This is a genomic window from Pseudomonas sp. B21-054, assembly GCF_026016345.1.
In the GTDB taxonomy this organism is placed as follows: domain Bacteria; phylum Pseudomonadota; class Gammaproteobacteria; order Pseudomonadales; family Pseudomonadaceae; genus Aquipseudomonas.
Map to the genome: position 1 here is coordinate 2,494,283 of NZ_CP087204.1, position 18,612 is coordinate 2,512,894.

The window sequence follows — 18,612 nt, forward strand, 5'->3', positions numbered from 1 at the left end:
TGCGCGACCTGATCGGTGGCATCCGCGATGGCGTCACCCAAATCGCCAGCGCCGCCGAAGAGTTATCGGCCGTCACCGAGCAGACCAGTGCCGGGGTCAATAGTCAGAAGACCGAGACCGACCAGGTAGCCACCGCCATGCAGGAAATGTCGGCCACCGTGCAGGAAGTCGCGCGTAATGCCGAACAGGCTTGCACTGTCGCATCAGAGGCCGATGCACAGGCCCGTATCGGCGACCAGGTGGTCGCGCAAGCCATCGTTCAGATTGAGCGCTTGGCCAGCGAAGTCGGGCGCTCAGTCGACGCCATGGATGGGTTGGAACAAGAAAGCGCGCGCATCGGCAAGATCATGGACGTGATCAGGGCGGTGGCTGAGCAGACCAACTTGCTGGCCCTTAACGCCGCCATCGAGGCCGCTCGCGCGGGTGACGCCGGGCGCGGTTTTGCCGTGGTTGCCGACGAAGTACGTGGGCTGGCCCAGCGTACCCAGCATTCCACCGAAGAGATCGAAAGCCTGGTGGCGGGCTTGCAGAACGGTACGCGCCAGGTGTCGAGCATCATGCGCAATAGCCGCGAGTTGACCGACAGCAGTGTGGAGTTGGCCGGTAAGGCCGGCATCTCCCTGGGCAACATCACCCAGGCGGTTTCCGGCATTCAGGCCATGAACCAGCAGATTGCCGCTGCTGCGGTGCAACAAAGCTCGGTGGCCGAAGAAATCAGCCGCAGTATTCTGAGCGTGCGCGATGTATCCGAACAGACCGCCTCAGCCAGCGAAGAAACCGCAGCCTCCAGTATCGAGCTGGCGCGCCTGGGTAACCAATTGCAGCAGTTGGTCAGTCACTTCAAGGTGTAAAAAACCGAAGAAAACCGGCAAAAAAAAGCCCCGAACCAGTCGGGGCTTCAGATCGTCGGCTTTGCGGTTAGTTTTTATCCGGTCCGCAAGGGCCGCTTACTCGAGGCAAGCGTGTGAATCAGTGGAACTGTTCTTCTTCGGTGGAGCCGGTCAGCGCGGTCACCGACGAAGTGCCGCCCTGGATCACGGTGGTCATGTCGTCGAAGTAGCCGGTGCCCACTTCTTGCTGGTGAGCCACGAAGGTGTAGCCCTTGGCGGCGTCAGCGAACTCTTGCTCTTGCAGCTTCACGTAGGCAGTCATGTCGTTGCGGGCGTAGTCGTGCGCCAGGTTGAACATGCTGTGCCACATGTTGTGGATGCCGGCCAGGGTGATGAACTGGTGCTTGTAGCCCATGGCGGACAATTCGCGCTGGAACTTGGCGATGGTCGCGTCGTCCAGGTTTTTCTTCCAGTTGAAGGAAGGCGAGCAGTTGTACGACAGCAGTTGGTCCGGGTATTCCTTTTTGATCGCTTCGGCGAAGCGGCGGGCTTCGTCCAGGTCCGGCTTGGCGGTTTCGCACCAGATCAGGTCGGCGTATGGCGCGTAGGCCAGGCCGCGGGCGATGGCTTGGTCGAGGCCGGCGCGCACTTTGTAGAAGCCTTCCTGGGTGCGGGTACCGGTCACGAACGGCTGGTCGTACGGGTCGCAGTCGGAGGTCAGCAGGTCAGCGGCGTTGGCGTCGGTACGGGCCAGGATGATGGTCGGTACACCGGCAACGTCGGCGGCCAGGCGAGCGGCGGTCAGTTTCTGTACGGCTTCCTGGGTCGGCACCAATACTTTGCCGCCCATGTGGCCGCATTTCTTCACCGAAGCCAATTGGTCTTCGAAGTGAACGCCGGCGGCGCCTGCTTCGATCATGCTCTTCATCAGCTCGTAGGCATTCAGTACGCCGCCGAAACCGGCTTCAGCGTCAGCCACGATGGGGGCGAAGTAGTCGATGTAGCCTTCGTCGCCCGGATTCTTGCCGGCTTTCCATTGGATCTGGTCGGCGCGACGGAACGAGTTGTTGATGCGCTTGACCACGGTTGGAACCGAATCCACCGGGTACAGCGATTGGTCAGGGTACATCGACTCGGCGGAGTTGTTGTCCGCAGCCACTTGCCAGCCCGACAGGTAGATCGCCTGGATACCCGCCTTGACTTGCTGCACAGCCTGGCCGCCGGTCAGGGCGCCCATGCAGTTGACGAAATCTTTCTCGGGACGGAAGGCTGGCTTGGCGCCCTGGGTCACCAGGTTCCAGAGCTTCTCGGCGCCCATCTTCGCAAGGGTGTGCTCAGGTTGAACCGAGCCACGCAGACGGACGACGTCAGCAGCGGAATAATTGCGCGTCACGCCTTTCCAGCGCGGGTTCTCAGCCCAGTCTTTTTCAAGGGCTGCAATTTGCTGTTCGCGTGTCAGTGCCATGGAGATAAACCTCGTCGCATAGGTCTGGGGTGGAAAATTCCTGCCGACCGCACCAAATTTGGCGTAGAAGGCTGCTCGCTGGCCAGGGGGCCGGGCGCACAAGTCGGTTCAGGCGGGGAGGCGACGGGATGAACGATGGCTCGAGGGGAAAGTGAGCAGGTAGAGGCGAACTGCGGGCGCATTCGGGCGTCGTGGGCCTTTATACGAACTCAGAGTGATGCCGGGTTACCTAGTTACGCTTCCGTCCCTCGGGACAACTTCGTTCCAGTCGCAACCTCGTCAAACACACCTTGTGGGCGGTACAGACACGAATCGGCTCGCAGGGTAGTTGCAAGCGTCGACCCGAAGGCCCTTGCCAGGGCCCCTGATTAGCGGGAGCGAGGCCATCATGCCTTCGGTTTTTTGGCTCGTCAAACGTTTTGTAGTGCTTTTTTTTGAGCACTACATCTTTGGTCTAATACGACTCATCAGTCAGTTTTTGGTGCTTCAGTTCAGGGTGTCGACCTTGACCCGCAAAATCATGTCGTCGCGGCCCTGGGTCGAGTAGCTGCGGGTCAGGCCCTGTTTGTCGGCCTGATTCTGACGATTCACGCCGGCCAGGGTGATCCATTCACCCAGGCGGCCACTGACGCTTGTGTCGGTACTCTGAACGTTCACTACATCGGGACGTTCCTGGCTCATGCGGTCACGATTGGTGCTGATACTCAGATGAACGGTCTCGCCGGTGACGCTGGCCGTGACATAAAAGCCCTGGGTGACGTTGCGGTATTCGGTCTGGCTCTGCATGCGGCCGTAGCTGTCGGTCTGGTTGCTGGTGAAGGGCACGCTCTGGCCCACCTGGATCAACGCCGGCTGGCCTTCGCTGGCTTGCACCTGCTGCACGCCACCTTCACGGCTGGCGGTGCTGCGGTTGATGATGCGGGTCTGGCTGGGGGCGGCGCCGTTGATCGAGTAACCCTGGTCGCCCTGCAGGTTGTTTTCATTGGTGTCGACGGTGATCAGCAAGCGCTTGGGGGCGGTGTCCAACTGGGCGAGGAATTGCCGGAGTTCTTCGATCTTGCCGGGCTCGGCGTTGACGATCAGTTGGTTGCCATAGGCGCTGACCTGGCCGTCCTTGCCAATGAAATTCTGCGCCACTGGCAGCAGGTCGGCGCTGGTACGGTAGTTCAGCGGCACAATCTCCGTGGCGGCCATGACCGACAGGCTGCAGCCGAGTAGCAGGGTGGCCAGGAAGGTGCGTAGAGGCATGTCCATTTCTCCGCGAGACAAAGGCTTGATATTGCCAGTTTGTCGGCCCCGGGTGGGGTAAGTTGAATGGTAGACAGCAAAACGCCCCGGCATCGGGGGATGGCGGGGCGTTTGGGTGTGAGCTGAATGATTGCTTTGTGGCGAGGGGATTTATCCCCGTTGGGCTGCGCAGCAGCCCCAATGGAGCTGAATACATTGACCTGACACACCGCGGCGATTGATTTAGAGGGCTGCTGCGCAGCCCAGCGGGGATAAATCCCCTCGCCACAGGATCTGGTTCAGGCCGAGTGCCGCACCATGTCCACATGGGGAATCCCTGCTTCCAGGAACTCCTCGCTGACCACTGCAAACCCCAACCGCTCGTAGAACGGGGTGGCATGCACCTGGGCGCTGAGCATCTGCTGCTTGAGCCCACGCTTCTCGGCTTCGGCGATCACCGCCTGCATCAGCGCATCGCCGACCTTCAGGCCGCGCCAGTCCTTGAGGACCGAAACACGGCCGACATGGCCGTCGGTGAGCAGGCGAGCGGTGCCGATGGGGAAGTCGCCTTCAAACGCCAGGAAGTGCACGGCGCCTTGGTCATCGGCGTCCCATTCCAACTCGGGCGGCACAGATTGTTCGGCAATGAACACGGTCTCACGAATGCGCCGGATCTCGGCGTTATCCTTTTGCCAGTCTGCGACACGAACGTGGATTTTATTCATCGGCGAACCCCAGGCTGCCTTGCTTGACCAGCTCGCAGATCAGGCTGCGACCGTCTTCGTCGGCCAGCCACGGGCCGAGGTTTTCGCTGTGCAGGGCGTCGGCGGCGCAGATCATTTTCAGCAGTTCGCGCAGCTTGCCCGGCAGATAACGGCTCTGGCCGCTGGCGAACAGCAACAGGTCGTCGTCGACTTCCGACCAGGCCAGGCGGGCGCTTGGGTTGCGGATGATCACCGCGCCTTGCTCCAGGCCGGCCAACAGTTCGTCATCTTCCATTTCCGGACCTACCACCAGTTCCGGGTAGCGCGGCTCGGTCATGAACTGGCCGAACCAGGTCAGCAGCAAGCGCTCGTCGCTCATGTGCTCGGCCAGCAGGCCCTTGAGACGGTCCAGGGCGTCGTGCTGGATCTGGTGCGGGTCGGCCACAGGGCGCGCATCGGCGTCGGTGTAGCGCTCTTCGTCCGGCAGGAACTGGCTGAGGAAGTCGGTGAAGTGGGTCAGCACTTCGGCCGCGCTCGGCGCACGGAAGCCCACCGAGTAAGTCATGCAGTCATCCACGGCCACGCCGCAGTGCGCCAGGCGCGGCGGCAGGTAAAGCATGTCGCCCGGTTCCAGGGTCCACTCGTCGGTGGTTTCGAAGTCGGCGAGGATGCGCAGGTCGGCATGCTCCAGCAGCGGGCTCTGGGAGTCGCACATCTGGCCGATTTTCCAGTTGCGCTTGCCATGGCCCTGCAGCAGGAATACGTCATAGTTATCAAAATGCGGACCGACGCTGCCACCCGGGGCGGCGAAGCTGATCATCACATCGTCGATGCGCCAGCTTGGCAGGAAGCGGAAGTGTTCCAGCAGCTCGCCAACCTCGGGGACGAACTGGTCGACGGCCTGCACCAGCAGGGTCCATTCGCGTTCCGGCAGTTTGCTGAATTCGTCTTCGGCGAACGGGCCGCGACGCATTTCCCAAGGGGTCTCGCCGTGCTCGATCACCAGTCGCGATTCGACTTCTTCTTCCAGCGCCAGGCCGGCCAATTCGTCGGCGTCGAGAGGGCTTTCGAAGTCAGGGATTGCCTGACGGATCAGCAGTGGTTTTTTCTGCCAGTAGTCGCGCAGGAACTCCCGTGCCGTGATGCCGCCCAAGAGTTGCAGAGGAATATCAGGATTCATGTGTAACCTATTGAAAAAAATTACTTTTCAGACGCGAATAAAAACGCCCGGCGCGGCCGGGCGTCTCAAGGTAAAGCTTTGTGTCAGATGCGCTTGGCTTGTGCCGCTGCGTTGCCGATGTAATTGGCCGGCGTCAGCTTTTTCAGCTCGGCGCGGGCCTCGGCAGGCATGTCCAGGCCATCGATGAAAGTCTGCAACGCTTCAGGGCTGATGCCCTTGCCACGGGTCAGTTCTTTCAGCTTTTCGTACGGGTTTTCGATGTTGTAGCGACGCATCACGGTCTGGATCGGCTCGGCCAGGACTTCCCAGCAAGCGTCGAGGTCGGCGGCGATTTTCTGCTCGTTCAGTTCCAGCTTGCTGATGCCCTTGAGGCTGGCTTCGTAGGCGATGACGCTGTGGGCAAAACCCACGCCCAGGTTGCGCAGCACGGTGGAGTCGGTCAGATCGCGCTGCCAGCGGGAGATCGGCAGTTTGCTCGCCAGGTGCTGGAACAGCGCGTTGGCGATGCCCAGGTTGCCTTCGGAGTTTTCGAAGTCGATCGGGTTGACCTTGTGCGGCATGGTCGAGGAACCGATTTCGCCAGCGATGGTGCGCTGCTTGAAGTAACCCAGGGAGATGTAGCCCCAGATGTCACGGTCGAAGTCGATCAGGATGGTGTTGAAGCGCGCGATCGCATCGAACAGTTCGGCGATGTAGTCATGCGGTTCGATTTGGGTGGTGTACGGGTTGAAGCTCAGGCCCAGCTCGTCTTCGATGAAGGCGCGGGCATTGGCTTCCCAGTCGATGTCTGGATAGGCCGACAGGTGGGCGTTGTAGTTGCCCACGGCGCCGTTGATCTTGCCCAGCAACGGCACGGCGGCGACTTGTGCGATCTGGCGCTCCAGGCGGTACACCACGTTCGCCAGTTCCTTGCCCAGGGTGGTCGGCGAAGCCGGTTGACCGTGGGTGCGCGACAGCATCGGGACGTCGGCGAAGCGGATCGCCAGCTCGCGGATGGCTTGGGCGGTCTGGCGCATCAGCGGCAGCATCACCTCATCACGGCCTTCGCGCAGCATCAGGGCGTGGGACAGGTTGTTGATGTCCTCGCTGGTGCAGGCGAAGTGGATGAACTCGCTGACGTTGGCCAGTTCCGGCAGCTTGGCCGCCTGCTCCTTGAGCAGGTATTCGATGGCCTTGACGTCGTGGTTGGTGGTGCGCTCGATTTCTTTGACGCGCTCGGCGTGCTCCAGCACAAAATTTTCGGCCAGGGCGTTCAGCACCGCGTTGGCTTCGGCGGAAAATGCCGGGACTTCGCCGATGGCAGGGTGGGCGGCCAGGCGCTGGAGCCAGCGCACTTCAACCAGGACGCGGGCACGGATCAGGCCGTACTCGCTGAAAATCGGGCGCAGGGCCTGGGTTTTGCCGGCGTAGCGGCCGTCAACAGGGGAAACCGCAGTGAGCGAAGAGAGCTGCATGGGGTGTTCTCGGACAGTCGGGCAACGAAATGGGGCGCGTATCATACATGAAAATCATCGCCGGTCCGTCGCCAACTGACCGGCGTATTACGCGTAACGATGTTCAGAAGCAGGTTGATGCGACTTATTCGTTGCGCATCAACGGGTAAAGCTCTTTAAGCAATTTGCGCCGGCTGACCACCAGCTGCCAGCGATGGCCGCCCAGTTGCCGCCATAGCCGTGCCGAGCGGATACCGGCCAGCAACAGGGCGCGGATCTTCGAGGCGTTGCTCGGTTGCTGCAGGTTGCGCATGTCGCCATGCACCTGGATGCGCTGGCGCAGGGTGCTCAGGGTGTCCTGATACAGCGCGCCGCAGGCGGCAATCACGTTTTCGTGGGACGGGCCGAAGTGTTCGACCTGGGATTGGATCTGCGGCAGGCGTTTGCCGATGGTTTCCAGCAGGTCGTCACGCTTGGCCAACTGACGCTCAAGGCCCAGCATCGACAGGGCGTAGCGCAGCGGTTCGCGTTGCAGGGCGCTGGGATCGCGCTCCAGGGCACCGACCAGCGCACGGTAGCCTTCGCGCAGGTTCAGGTCGTCGCCACCGTAGACTTCGAGGGTGTCCTTGGGGTCGCGAACCAGCAGGCTGCCCAGCATGCAGCCCAGGCCCGCCTCGGTGGCCTGGCCGGTCTTGGCGATCCGATCCACCAGCACGGCGGCAAGAAACACGCCGCCCAATGCCGTCAGTTGCTCCTGGGTCGGGGTCATGCCTTGCTGCTCCAGGGTTCTGCGACTTCGATCACGCCGCCGCCCAGGCAGATTTCGCCGTCATAGAACACCACCGACTGCCCAGGTGTGACCGCTCGCTGTGGATCATCGAAGATGGCTCGGTAGCCCGTGGCGGTTTTTTCCAGGGTGCACGGCTGGTCGCTCTGGCGGTAGCGAACCTTGGCCGTCAGGCGGCGTGGCTCGCTGAGGTCGATCGGGTTGACCCAGTAGATGTCGGAAGCGAGCAGGGCGCGGGAAAACAGCCACGGATGGTCGTTGCCCTGGCCGACGATCAGCTCGTTGTGCTCCAGGTCCTTGACCAGCACGTACCACGGCTCTTCACCGGCGTCTTTCAGCCCGCCAATGCCCAGGCCCTGGCGCTGGCCGATGGTGTGGTACATCAGGCCATGGTGACGGCCGATGACCTCGCCTTCGGTGGTCTTGATCTCGCCCGGCTGGGCCGGCAGGTACTGCTTGAGGAAGTCGCTGAAGCGGCGCTCGCCAATAAAGCAAATGCCGGTGGAGTCTTTCTTCTTGGCGGTGGCAAGCGCGTGTTTCTCGGCAATCGCCCGCACTTCGGGCTTTTCCAGTTCGCCCACCGGGAACAGGGTCTTGGCGATCTGCTCGCCGCCGACGGCATGCAGGAAGTAGCTCTGGTCCTTGTTCGGGTCCAGGCCCTTGAGCAGTTCGGTGCGGCCATCGATGTCGCGGCGGCGCACGTAGTGGCCGGTGGCGATCAGGTCGGCGCCCAGCATCATGGCGTAGTCGAGGAATGCCTTGAACTTGATTTCGCGGTTGCAGAGGATGTCCGGGTTCGGCGTGCGACCGGCCTTGTATTCGGCCAGGAAGTGCTCGAACACGTTGTCCCAGTACTCGGCGGCAAAGTTGGCGGTGTGCAGCTTGATGCCGATCTTGTCGCAAACGGCCTGGGCGTCCGCGAGGTCGTCCATGGCGGTGCAATATTCGGTTCCGTCGTCTTCTTCCCAGTTCTTCATGAACAGGCCTTCCACCTCATAACCCTGCTCGATCAGCAGAAGGGCGGAAACGGAAGAGTCCACGCCGCCGGACATGCCGACAATGACGCGCTTCTTGGATGTGTCAGAAGGGGCTGGATCACGCATAGGAATTCAATGAGTGTCTTGAAAAAGGACGCGATTCTATCAGGCCCGGGCGCGCAAGGCTAAAGAGAAGGGCGGATCAGCGTCAGACTGTGGCAATGGCCGGCCAGATAATCGTCAATGCAGCGGATGATCAGCTCGCTGCGCCAGCGGTCGCGCTGTTCCAGCAGTTCGTCGCGGCTTAGCCACTTGGCGCCGAGGATGCCATCGTCCAGTTGATACTCGGTGTGGTGTTTCAAGGCTTTGGCGGCGAAACAGACGCGTTGGTAGGTCACACCGTTGCTGGGGGCGGTGTACAGGTAAATGCCTACCACGGCGGTGGGCTCGACGTCCCAGCCGGTTTCTTCCAGGGTTTCGCGCACGGCGGCTTCGATCAGCGTTTCGTCGGGGTCCAGGTGCCCGGCGGGCTGGTTGAGCACCGCGCGTCCACCCTTGGACTCTTCCACCATGAGGAAGCGGCCGTTGTCTTCGACGATGGTGGCGACGGTGATGTGGGGTTGCCAGTTCATGGGGTTCCTTTATTTCTCGGATTGGGAGATGGCCATTGTGGGAGCGAGCTTGCTCGCGATAGCGGTGGGTCAGTCGATATTAAATGAATGATCAATCGCCGTCCCGAGCAAACTCCCATGCAGGTGATTGAGTCCTCCTGTCAGTGACACGGATGTAAAGTTCGATTGCCTCAAGGCGCCAAGCAAGGTATGGCCATGCTTACAGAGCGATGCATATCGCATTCGGATAGTATTTGTCGAGGTAAGGAAAATCTCGTAGGTCACAAAGTTTGCCTGTGCCTGTAAATGATTTGATTGTAATGGTGACCTGTTTTTTTGAAGTGTCGTGGTTAAATTCGAGGACGGCAGTTGAATCTGAAAACCCGTCCTCTATAGCCAGGGTCGTTAGGCCAGGCGGATAGCTTTTGTCCGGTGTCAGGTAGAGGTCGGTAGACATCGTCCCTACGAGTTTTTCAAATTTGTGCATTTCTCCTGGTGGGTACTCTTGGTATACATCGCAGCCTGAAAGATAGAGCGTGACGTTAGCTAAAAAAGAAAATCTGTCCGTGGGGTTGATAACGACTTGTGAGGCCTTTTTTTTCGGGGCAGGAAGCACGGGGCTGGTTAAAGGATGTTTGACGACCTGGTTGTTGATTTGCACCTCGAGCCCTTCGGCCTTATCTGTTTTTTGGTCGAATTTCTTACCGGGTATGTGCATTTCGAGCTGAATTAATCCTGGAAAGTCCTCGAAGACAATAGAGGGAGCCCTGACGCTTGCGCCGGGTGAGTTGGTTGAATAGGTAACTTGATTTCCGAATTTGTTTAAATTGAATGTGTATGTGGCATCTGGGCTTGTGAAGGTTAGTTGTTGTGTGGTGGGGGTGTAGTTATATATTTGTCCATGGCGATTGGGGCGGATGTCTGTAGAGCAGCGTATGGCGTAACGGTCGGGAAATTCCTCTATTTTAGGGTATTCAAAAGGCTCATCACCGCCCTCTCTCCTAAATAGGATGGGAGAGCCTCGCAGTTGTTGGAAGTCTAAATTCCCAATGGTGAAGGGTATTTGAGCGTTCATAATGACTTGCGCAGTCTTTTTCACGGTGTATTTCCTCAGTCTATGCGTCAGGTAGTGAGTTTTAAGTGCGTATTTTTCGCTGAAAACTCAAACTATCCCAAAGGGCTGCTATCGCTACGTAGCCGATTTCAGCAGTCCGGTTTCGCTCACTTGAGGTCGATACACCTGCAGGCAATCAGAATGACGCCTGATCTGACGCTCTCTCGTTCTCTTGCCGAGACATCTCGCATCCACAAACGCTGAAAGGGTGTGCTTGGATCAAGTCGGGCTTTCGACGCTCATGCTTAACTTCATGCGCCTTCAGTGAAGAGGGCGTACTTAGAACGATGCTTTTAAGGCTAGGCTGTCTGATTGTACTGTCAAGGCAAGCCTGGGCAGCCAATGGGGTGGGGCGAGATAGGTTGGGGAGCGCCTATGCTCCTGTGGGAGCTGAGCTTGCTCGCGATAGCGGTGGGTCTGCTTGCATCGCGGTTGAACATGCAGCCTTCATCGCGAGCAAGCTCGGCTCCCACAGGAGAGCCTGGTATGCCTGTAAACACAAACCCCGGCACCAAGGCCGGGGTTCGTGGTACTGCCTACAACCTTACACCAGCGCAGCAATCGCCGCGTTGAAGGTGTTGCTCGGGCGCATGGCCTTGCTGGTCAGCTCCGGATTGGCGAAGTAGTAACCGCCGATGTCCACTGGCTTGCCCTGGACGGCGTTGAGCTCGGCAACGATTTTTTCTTCGTTGTCGGTCAGCGTCTTGGCCAGGGAAGCGAACTGAGCCTTGAGGGCTGCGTCGTCGTTTTGAGCGGCCAGCGCCTGGGCCCAGAACAGGGTCAGGTAGAAGTGGCTGCCACGGTTGTCGATGCCGCCGACTTTGCGCGAAGGCGATTTGTTACGGTCCAGGAACTCGCCAGTGGCTTGATCCAGGGTCTTGGCCAGTACCAGCGCCTTCGGGTTGTTGTAGGTCACGCCCAGGTGTTCCAGGGAAGCGGCCAGGGCCAGGAACTCGCCCAGGGAATCCCAGCGCAGGAAGTTCTCTTCCAGCAGTTGCTGGACGTGCTTGGGGGCCGAACCGCCCGCGCCGGTTTCGAACAGGCCGCCGCCGTTCATCAGCGGCACGATCGACAGCATCTTGGCGCTGGTGCCCAGTTCCATGATCGGGAACAGGTCGGTCAGGTAGTCGCGCAGCACGTTGCCGGTCACCGAAATGGTGTCCTTGCCTTCGCGGGTGCGGGCCAGGGTGAACTTCATCGCGTCGACAGGCGACATGATGCGGATGTCCAGGCCGGCGGTGTCGTAATCCTTCAGGTAAGTCTGGACCTTCTCGATCACCACGCCGTCATGGGCGCGCATCGGGTCCAGCCAGAAGATCGCCGGGGTGCTGCTGGCGCGGGCACGGTTGACGGCCAGCTTGACCCAATCCTGGATCGGCGCGTCCTTGGTCTGGCACATGCGGAAGATGTCGCCAGCCTCGACGCTCTGCTCCAGCAAGGTGCGACCGCTGTTGTCCGAAACGCGGACCACGCCGTTGGCCTTGATCTGGAAGGTCTTGTCGTGGGAGCCGTATTCTTCGGCTTTCTTGGCCATCAGGCCGACGTTCGGCACGCTGCCCATGGTGGTTGGATCGAAGGCGCCATGTTGCTTGCAGTCTTCGATCACCGCCTGGTAGATGGTGGCGTAGCAGCGATCCGGGATCACGGCCTTGGTGTCGTGCAACTGGCCATCGGTGCCCCACATCTTGCCGGAGTCACGGATCATGGCTGGCATCGAGGCGTCGACGATCACGTCGCTCGGCACGTGCAGGTTGGTGATGCCTTTGTCGGAGTTGACCATCGCCAGGGATGGGCGCGCCGCGTAGACCGCCTGGATGTCGGCTTCGATCTGCGCCTGCTGCTCGGCCGGCAGGGCCTTGATGCGGGCGTACAGGTCGCCGATGCCGTTGTTCAGGTTGAAGCCGATCTGCTCCAGCACTTGTGCGTGCTTGGCCAGGGCGTCTTTATAGAACTCGGCAACGATCTGGCCGAACATGATCGGGTCGGAGACCTTCATCATGGTGGCCTTGAGGTGAACCGACAGCAGCACGCCTTTTTGCTTGGCATCTTCGATTTCAGCGGCGATGAAGTCGCGCAGGGCATTTTTGCTCATCACGGCGCAGTCGAGGATCTCACCGGCTTGTACGGTGGTTTTTTTCCTTCAGGACAGTGGCAGTGCCGTCCTGGGCGATCAGCTCGATTTTCACACTGCCGGCGGCGTCGATCAGGGCGGCTTTTTCGCTGCCGTAGAAATCGCCGGTGCTCATGTGGGCTACGTGGGACTTGGAGTCCGCGGCCCAGGCGCCCATTTTGTGCGGGTGCTTGCGCGCGTAGTTCTTGACCGACAGCGGTGCGCGACGGTCGGAGTTGCCTTCGCGCAGGACCGGGTTCACGGCACTGCCCTTGACCTTGTCGTAACGGGCGCGAGCGTCTTTCTCGGCATCGGTGGTCACGGTTTCTGGGTAGTCCGGCAGTGCGTAGCCCTGGGCCTGCAATTCCTTGACCGCGGCCTGCAGTTGCGGCACCGAGGCGCTGATGTTCGGCAGCTTGATGATGTTGGCTTCAGGCGTAACGGCCAGGTCGCCCAGCTCGGCGAGGTGGTCGGCTACGGCTTTGTCACCCAGTTGCTCGGGGAAGCTGGCCAGGATGCGCCCTGCGAGGGAGATATCGCGGGTTTCCACGGCGATATCGGCCGAAGCGGTAAAGGCTTCGACGATCGGCAGCAGCGAATAGGTGGCGAGGGCGGGCGCTTCGTCGGTGAAGGTATAGATGATCTTCGAGCGGGTGGGCATATTCGGATTAACTCTCTTCTTTGCTAAAGCATGCGCAGAAACTCGAGGGGCGCCGGGTAAGCGCGTTCGTTCAAAGTCTTCCGTGAACCGAATGTCGAGGTTTCTTCGCGGTGATGTTGGGTGCATCAGTCGAGCGTCAAGCGGTCGGGCCGCGGTAACGGTCCGGCTTCTAACTGGCCGAAAGCCCTGTCATAGAGCCGTCAACCGGCGTGACCCTGTGGTCAGCGGCGGCATTATACATAGGTAGCTGGCAATCTGCCGATGCTTCATAGACTTTCGTACACGTCCATTGGTCTTAACGTCGCAGGGCCAGGAGGGCAGGCTATGCTCATGTTTGGCGCTTTTCCCTTGAACTTCGGCCTTGTATGGCACCTGCTGCTACGCTTTATGCCGCATGAGCCGAACGTAGGGTTTGCGTGCCGATTCAAGTGGGGTACGCTCGAACGCAGCCAGATGTTCAATCCAAGCAACGGAGTTCAGCATGGGGTATCAAAAGATTCAGGTTCCAGCCGTCGGTGACAAAATCACCGTCAATGCAGACCATTCTCTTAATGTTCCCGACAACCCGATCATCCCCTTCATTGAAGGCGACGGCATTGGCGTCGATATCAGTCCGGTCATGATCAAGGTTGTGGACGCTGCGGTTCAGAAGGCCTATGGCGGCAAGCGCAAGATTTCCTGGATGGAGGTCTATGCCGGTGAGAAAGCGACCCAGGTCTACGACCAAGACACTTGGCTGCCCCAGGAAACCCTGGACGCGGTCAAGGACTACGTGGTTTCCATCAAGGGCCCACTGACCACGCCGGTCGGTGGCGGTATCCGTTCGTTGAACGTGGCCCTGCGTCAGCAGCTTGACCTGTATGTATGCCTGCGTCCGGTACGCTGGTTCGAAGGTGTGCCGAGCCCGGTCAAGAAGCCTGGCGACGTGGACATGACGATCTTCCGCGAGAACTCCGAAGACATCTACGCCGGTATCGAGTGGAAGGCCGGTTCGCCTGAAGCGACCAAGGTCATCAAGTTTCTGAAAGAAGAAATGGGTGTGACCAAGATCCGCTTCGACCAGGACTGCGGCATTGGCGTCAAGCCGGTCTCCAAGCAGGGCACCAAGCGCCTGGCTCGCAAGGCTTTGCAATACGTTGTCGACAACGATCGTGATTCGCTGACCATCGTGCACAAAGGCAACATCATGAAGTTCACCGAAGGTGCCTTCAAGGAATGGGCCTACGAAGTGGCGGCCGAGGAATTCGGTGCGACCTTGCTCGACGGCGGACCTTGGATGCAATTCAAGAACCCGCGGACCGGCAAGAATGTCATCGTCAAGGACGCCATTGCCGACGCCATGCTCCAGCAGATCCTGCTGCGTCCGGCCGAATATGACGTGATCGCGACGCTGAACCTCAATGGCGACTACCTCTCCGACGCCCTGGCGGCGGAAGTGGGCGGTATCGGTATTGCGCCAGGTGCCAACCTGTCCGACACCGTGGCCATGTTCGAAGCCACCCACGGGACCGCGCCCAAGTACGCTGGCAAGGATCAGGTCAACCCGGGGTCGTTGATCCTGTCGGCTGAAATGATGCTGCGCCACATGGGGTGGACCGAGGCGGCCGACCTGATCATCAAGGGCACCAACGGCGCGATTTCGGCCAAGACCGTGACCTATGACTTCGAACGCCTGATGGAAGGCGCCACGCTGATGTCGTCCTCGGGCTTCGGCGATGCACTGATCTCGCACATGTAAGCGGATCGGCGCCCAGCAACGATGCCCGGCTCGAGTGATCGAGTCGGGCATTTTTTTGCTGTGGGTGGCTACCGTCGGTCAATGGGTCTCGGTGGCCCTGGTATTGACTGGAGTGGGTGCCTCTTCGGCGGTGATCACGCTGATGTCGACCGCATGCAGGCCCTTGGGTCCCTGGATGATGCAGAATGTCACCGACTGTCCGGCCTTCAGGGTTTTATAACCATCCATGTTGATTGCCGAGTAATGGGCGAAAAGGTCTTCATCGTCCCTGCCGGCCGCGAGAATGAAACCGTAACCCTTGGAATTGTTGAACCATTTCACCTTGCCACTCATCTTGACGACCGACATAACCCACATCCCTCTGCAACACACTCCATCACTGGAGTATCATCCAGTTCATCCGCAGGCTAATCTTGAAGACAGGATCGATTCCACGGACCTTTTTAACCCACGATGGGCTCTATTGGTTGTAACACCGTTTTCCCGATAGTCAAGGTGACCGGGTGGTCGCGGTTGAAATCGCCTGCAAGCGCCCCCATCACTGTATTCGCCAACTAAACGAACCTTTCTTTCCATGCATGCAATCAGCCAGATTCGACTAACATTCAATCAGGATCGCCCGGATCTACATGACGACGATTCCGCAGGCATTGCTGTTCAGGAAGCAAAGCCCGCATTACAGGCGCCACCGATGTATAAGGTGGTTTTGTTCAACGATGACTACACACCGATGGATTTCGTCGTCGAAGTGCTCGAGGTGTTTTTTAACCTGAATCGCGAGCTGGCGACCAAGGTCATGCTGGCCGTCCATACAGAGGGACGGGCAGTATGTGGAGTGTTTACCCGCGACATCGCCGAGACGAAGGCAATGCAGGTCAACCAGTACGCCCGGGAAAGCCAGCATCCGCTACTCTGTGAAATCGAGAAGGACGGTTAACGCCGACCACTTGGGTATGAGGTGAAGCTATGTTAAACCGCGAGCTCGAAGTCACCCTCAATCTTGCCTTCAAGGAGGCTCGTTCGAAGCGTCATGAATTCATGACCGTCGAGCACCTGTTGCTGGCCCTATTGGATAACGAGGCTGCCGCCACCGTTTTGCGTGCCTGCGGCGCAAACCTCGATAAACTCAAGCATGATCTGCAGGAGTTCATCGACTCCACCACGCCCCTGATCCCCGTCCATGACGAAGATCGGGAAACCCAGCCAACCCTGGGCTTCCAGCGTGTCCTGCAGCGTGCTGTCTTTCATGTGCAGAGCTCGGGTAAACGTGAAGTCACCGGCGCCAACGTGCTGGTTGCGATCTTCAGTGAGCAGGAAAGCCAGGCGGTTTTCCTGCTCAAGCAGCAGAGCGTTGCACGCATCGATGTCGTCAACTACATCGCCCATGGCATCTCCAAGGTGCCCGGGCATGGCGATCATTCCGAGGGTGAGCAGGATATGCAGGACGACGAGGGCGGTGAGTCTTCTTCTTCGGGCAATCCACTGGACGCCTACGCCAGCAATCTGAACGAGCTGGCTCGCCAGGGACGCATCGATCCGCTGGTCGGACGCGAGGCCGAGGTCGAGCGCGTTGCGCAGATCCTGGCCCGGCGCCGCAAGAACAACCCGTTGCTGGTGGGCGAGGCAGGCGTGGGCAAGACCGCGATTGCCGAAGGCCTGGCCAAGCGCATCGTCGACAATCAGGTGCCGGACCTGCTGGCCAACAGCGTGGTGTATTCCCTCGACCTGGGTGCCTTGCTGGCCGGTACCAAGTACCGCGGCGATTTCGAGAAGCGCTTCAAGGCGTTGCTCGGCGAGCTGAAAAAACGTCCGCAGGCGATTCTGTTCATCGATGAAATCCACACCATCATCGGTGCCGGGGCTGCGTCCGGTGGCGTCATGGATGCCTCGAACCTGCTCAAGCCGCTGCTGTCTTCGGGTGATATCCGCTGCATCGGTTCGACCACGTTCCAGGAATTTCGCGGGATTTTCGAGAAAGACCGTGCCCTGGCCCGGCGCTTCCAGAAGGTCGATGTGTCGGAGCCCTCGGTGGAAGACACCATTGGCATCCTGCGCGGCCTGAAGGGGCGTTTCGAGCTGCACCACAACATCGAGTACAGCGATGAAGCCCTGCGCGCCGCGGCTGAGTTGGCCTCGCGCTACATCAATGACCGGCACATGCCGGACAAGGCCATCGATGTCATCGACGAAGCGGGTGCCTATCAGCGCCTGCAGCCCGTGGAGAAGCGCGTCAAGCGCATCGAAGTGCCTCAGGTCGAGGACATCGTGGCGAAAATCGCCCGGATTCCGCCTAAGCACGTCACCAGTTCCGACAAAGAGCTGCTGCGTAACCTGGAGCGTGACCTGAAACTGACAGTGTTCGGCCAGGATGCGGCCATCGACTCGCTGTCGACGGCGATCAAGCTGTCTCGCGCCGGTCTCAAGTCGCCAGACAAGCCAGTCGGTTCGTTCCTGTTCGCCGGTCCTACCGGTGTGGGCAAGACCGAGGCGGCACGGCAACTGGCCAAGGCGATGGGGATCGAGCTGGTGCGCTTCGACATGTCCGAGTACATGGAGCGTCACACCGTATCGCGTCTGATCGGTGCGCCTCCGGGCTATGTCGGTTTCGACCAGGGCGGCCTGTTGACCGAAGCCATCACCAAGCAGCCACACTGCGTATTGTTGCTCGATGAAATCGAGAAGGCGCATCCGGAAGTCTTCAACCTGCTGCTGCAGGTCATGGACCACGGTACGCTGACCGACAACAACGGGCGCAAGGCGGACTTCCGCAACGTGATCGTCATCATGACCACGAACGCCGGTGCCGAAACCGCGGCACGCGCTTCGATCGGTTTCACCCATCAGGACCACTCGTCCGATGCGATGGAAGTGATCAAGAAGAGCTTCACGCCTGAATTCCGCAACCGCCTGGACACCATTATCCAGTTTGGTCGCCTCAGCCATGAGGTCATCAAGAGCGTGGTGGACAAGTTCCTTACCGAACTTCAGGCGCAGCTCGAAGACAAGCGTGTACTGCTGGAGGTTACCGACGCGGCCCGCAGCTGGCTGGCAGAGGGTGGTTACGATGTGACGATGGGGGCCCGACCAATGGCTCGCCTGATCCAGGACAAGATCAAGCGTCCGCTGGCCGAGGAAATCCTCTTTGGCGAACTGGCCGAGCATGGCGGTGTGGTCCACATCGACATCAAGGACGGCGAACTGACCTTCGACTTCGAAACCACGGCTGAAATGGCCTGATCGTTAACTGCAACAAAGCAAAAGGCGCCGAAAGGCGCCTTTTTGCTGTTACTGGTGTCGCCGCCACTCCCTGTGGGAGCGAGCTTGCTCGCGATGGCAGCGGCACATTTGGCATCAATGCAAGCTGATCCTCTGCTATCGCGAGCAAGCTCGCTCCCACAAGGAGGGCGGGGGTGATCATCAATCGCGGACAAACAAAAACGCCCGGCAGGAACCGGGCGTTTTGTATTGACTTGTTAGCGAGCGCGGTAAGTGATGCGCCCTTTGCTCAAGTCATAGGGCGTCAGCTCGACGCGCACTTTGTCACCGGTAAGAATACGAATGTAGTTCTTGCGCATCTTGCCGGAGATATGCGCGGTTACGACGTGCCCATTTTCCAACTCCACACGAAACATGGTGTTGGGCAGGGTGTCGACGACAGTGCCTTCCATTTCGAAGCTGTCTTCTTTCGACATGCAGTAAAGCCCTCGGTATCCAGTGAATGGCCCGGTGCAACTGCGCCAGGCAAAAGCGGCGTGCATTGTGCCCGAAAAAGGGG

General features: G+C 59.6%; 15 protein-coding genes and 1 pseudogene. 4 read left to right on the plus strand and 12 right to left on the minus strand.

All coding sequences use genetic code 11. The features are described from left to right. Nucleotides 1–146 precede the first annotated feature (146 nt). Nucleotides 147–851 carry a methyl-accepting chemotaxis protein gene (locus tag LOY70_RS30150; RefSeq protein ID WP_405045648.1) on the plus strand — a complete coding sequence of 235 codons (705 nt, stop codon included), beginning with the start codon at nucleotides 147–149 and terminating at the stop codon, nucleotides 849–851. Nucleotides 852–969: 118 nt separating this feature from the next. Here the strand turns inward: LOY70_RS30150 and aceA are convergent, their stop codons facing one another. The 10 genes and pseudogenes from aceA to LOY70_RS11300 all read right to left on the minus strand — a co-directional run bounded on the left by aceA (nucleotide 970) and on the right by LOY70_RS11300 (nucleotide 13,099). Then, nucleotides 970–2,295: an isocitrate lyase gene (gene aceA, locus LOY70_RS11255; RefSeq protein WP_123341683.1), complete on the minus strand. Its 1,326-nt coding sequence runs from the start codon at nucleotides 2,293–2,295 to the stop codon at nucleotides 970–972. A 486-nt stretch (nucleotides 2,296–2,781) separates the two neighbouring features. Beyond that, a complete protein-coding gene (locus LOY70_RS11260; RefSeq protein WP_025212990.1) occupies nucleotides 2,782–3,543 on the minus strand; it encodes a secretin N-terminal domain-containing protein in 762 nt (253 codons plus the stop codon). A gap of 278 nt (nucleotides 3,544–3,821) precedes the next feature. Next, nucleotides 3,822–4,247, minus strand: coding sequence for a GNAT family N-acetyltransferase (locus tag LOY70_RS11265; protein WP_265036631.1), 426 nt, complete (start codon nucleotides 4,245–4,247; stop codon nucleotides 3,822–3,824). After that, nucleotides 4,240–5,406 (minus strand): cupin domain-containing protein, encoded by a 1,167-nt coding sequence (locus tag LOY70_RS11270; protein WP_123341681.1) that lies wholly within the window; start codon nucleotides 5,404–5,406, stop codon nucleotides 4,240–4,242. The genes LOY70_RS11265 and LOY70_RS11270 overlap by 8 nt, the downstream gene beginning before the upstream one ends. 83 nt (nucleotides 5,407–5,489) lie before the next feature. Beyond that, nucleotides 5,490–6,860, minus strand: a complete 1,371-nt coding sequence (gene purB / locus LOY70_RS11275; RefSeq protein WP_265036633.1) for an adenylosuccinate lyase — start codon at nucleotides 6,858–6,860, stop codon at nucleotides 5,490–5,492. 124 nt (nucleotides 6,861–6,984) lie between these two features. Further along, a complete protein-coding gene (gene hflD / locus LOY70_RS11280; protein ID WP_123341679.1) occupies nucleotides 6,985–7,608 on the minus strand; it encodes a high frequency lysogenization protein HflD in 624 nt (207 codons plus the stop codon). Further along, a complete protein-coding gene (mnmA, locus tag LOY70_RS11285; RefSeq protein ID WP_123341678.1) occupies nucleotides 7,605–8,729 on the minus strand; it encodes a tRNA 2-thiouridine(34) synthase MnmA in 1,125 nt (374 codons plus the stop codon). Before mnmA ends, hflD begins: the two co-directional genes overlap by 4 nt. Before the next feature lie 59 nt (nucleotides 8,730–8,788). After that, on the minus strand, nucleotides 8,789–9,235 hold the full coding sequence (locus LOY70_RS11290; protein WP_265036637.1) for an NUDIX hydrolase: 447 nt from the start codon (nucleotides 9,233–9,235) through the stop codon (nucleotides 8,789–8,791). 199 nt (nucleotides 9,236–9,434) lie between these two features. Then, complete coding sequence (locus LOY70_RS11295; RefSeq protein WP_265036639.1) at nucleotides 9,435–10,313, minus strand: hypothetical protein; 879 nt, start codon at nucleotides 10,311–10,313, stop codon at nucleotides 9,435–9,437. 559 nt (nucleotides 10,314–10,872) lie between these two features. Next, nucleotides 10,873–13,099 (minus strand): annotated as a pseudogene (locus LOY70_RS11300) (NADP-dependent isocitrate dehydrogenase). A 481-nt stretch (nucleotides 13,100–13,580) separates the two neighbouring features. On the opposite strand from LOY70_RS11300, the gene icd reads away from it, so the two are divergent. Then, nucleotides 13,581–14,837, plus strand: coding sequence for an NADP-dependent isocitrate dehydrogenase (gene icd, locus LOY70_RS11305; protein WP_265036640.1), 1,257 nt, complete (start codon nucleotides 13,581–13,583; stop codon nucleotides 14,835–14,837). 78 nt (nucleotides 14,838–14,915) lie between these two features. On the opposite strand, the gene LOY70_RS11310 is transcribed toward icd, so the two are convergent. Further along, the gene (locus LOY70_RS11310; protein ID WP_265038009.1) at nucleotides 14,916–15,170 is read right to left on the minus strand and encodes a cold shock domain-containing protein; all 255 of its coding nucleotides are present in this window, start codon (nucleotides 15,168–15,170) and stop codon (nucleotides 14,916–14,918) included. A gap of 241 nt (nucleotides 15,171–15,411) precedes the next feature. Here LOY70_RS11310 and clpS point away from each other — a divergent pair, with 241 nt between their 5' ends. Continuing rightward, nucleotides 15,412–15,774, plus strand: a complete 363-nt coding sequence (gene clpS, locus LOY70_RS11315) for an ATP-dependent Clp protease adapter ClpS (RefSeq protein ID WP_015094394.1) — start codon at nucleotides 15,412–15,414, stop codon at nucleotides 15,772–15,774. Between the two features lie 29 nt (nucleotides 15,775–15,803). Further along, entirely contained in the window at nucleotides 15,804–18,074 is a 2,271-nt protein-coding gene (clpA, locus tag LOY70_RS11320; protein ID WP_024616766.1) for an ATP-dependent Clp protease ATP-binding subunit ClpA, read from the plus strand. 236 nt (nucleotides 18,075–18,310) lie between these two features. Here the strand turns inward: clpA and infA are convergent, their stop codons facing one another. Further along, entirely contained in the window at nucleotides 18,311–18,529 is a 219-nt protein-coding gene (gene infA / locus LOY70_RS11325; RefSeq protein ID WP_002553999.1) for a translation initiation factor IF-1, read from the minus strand. Between the last annotated feature and the right edge of the window lie 83 nt (nucleotides 18,530–18,612).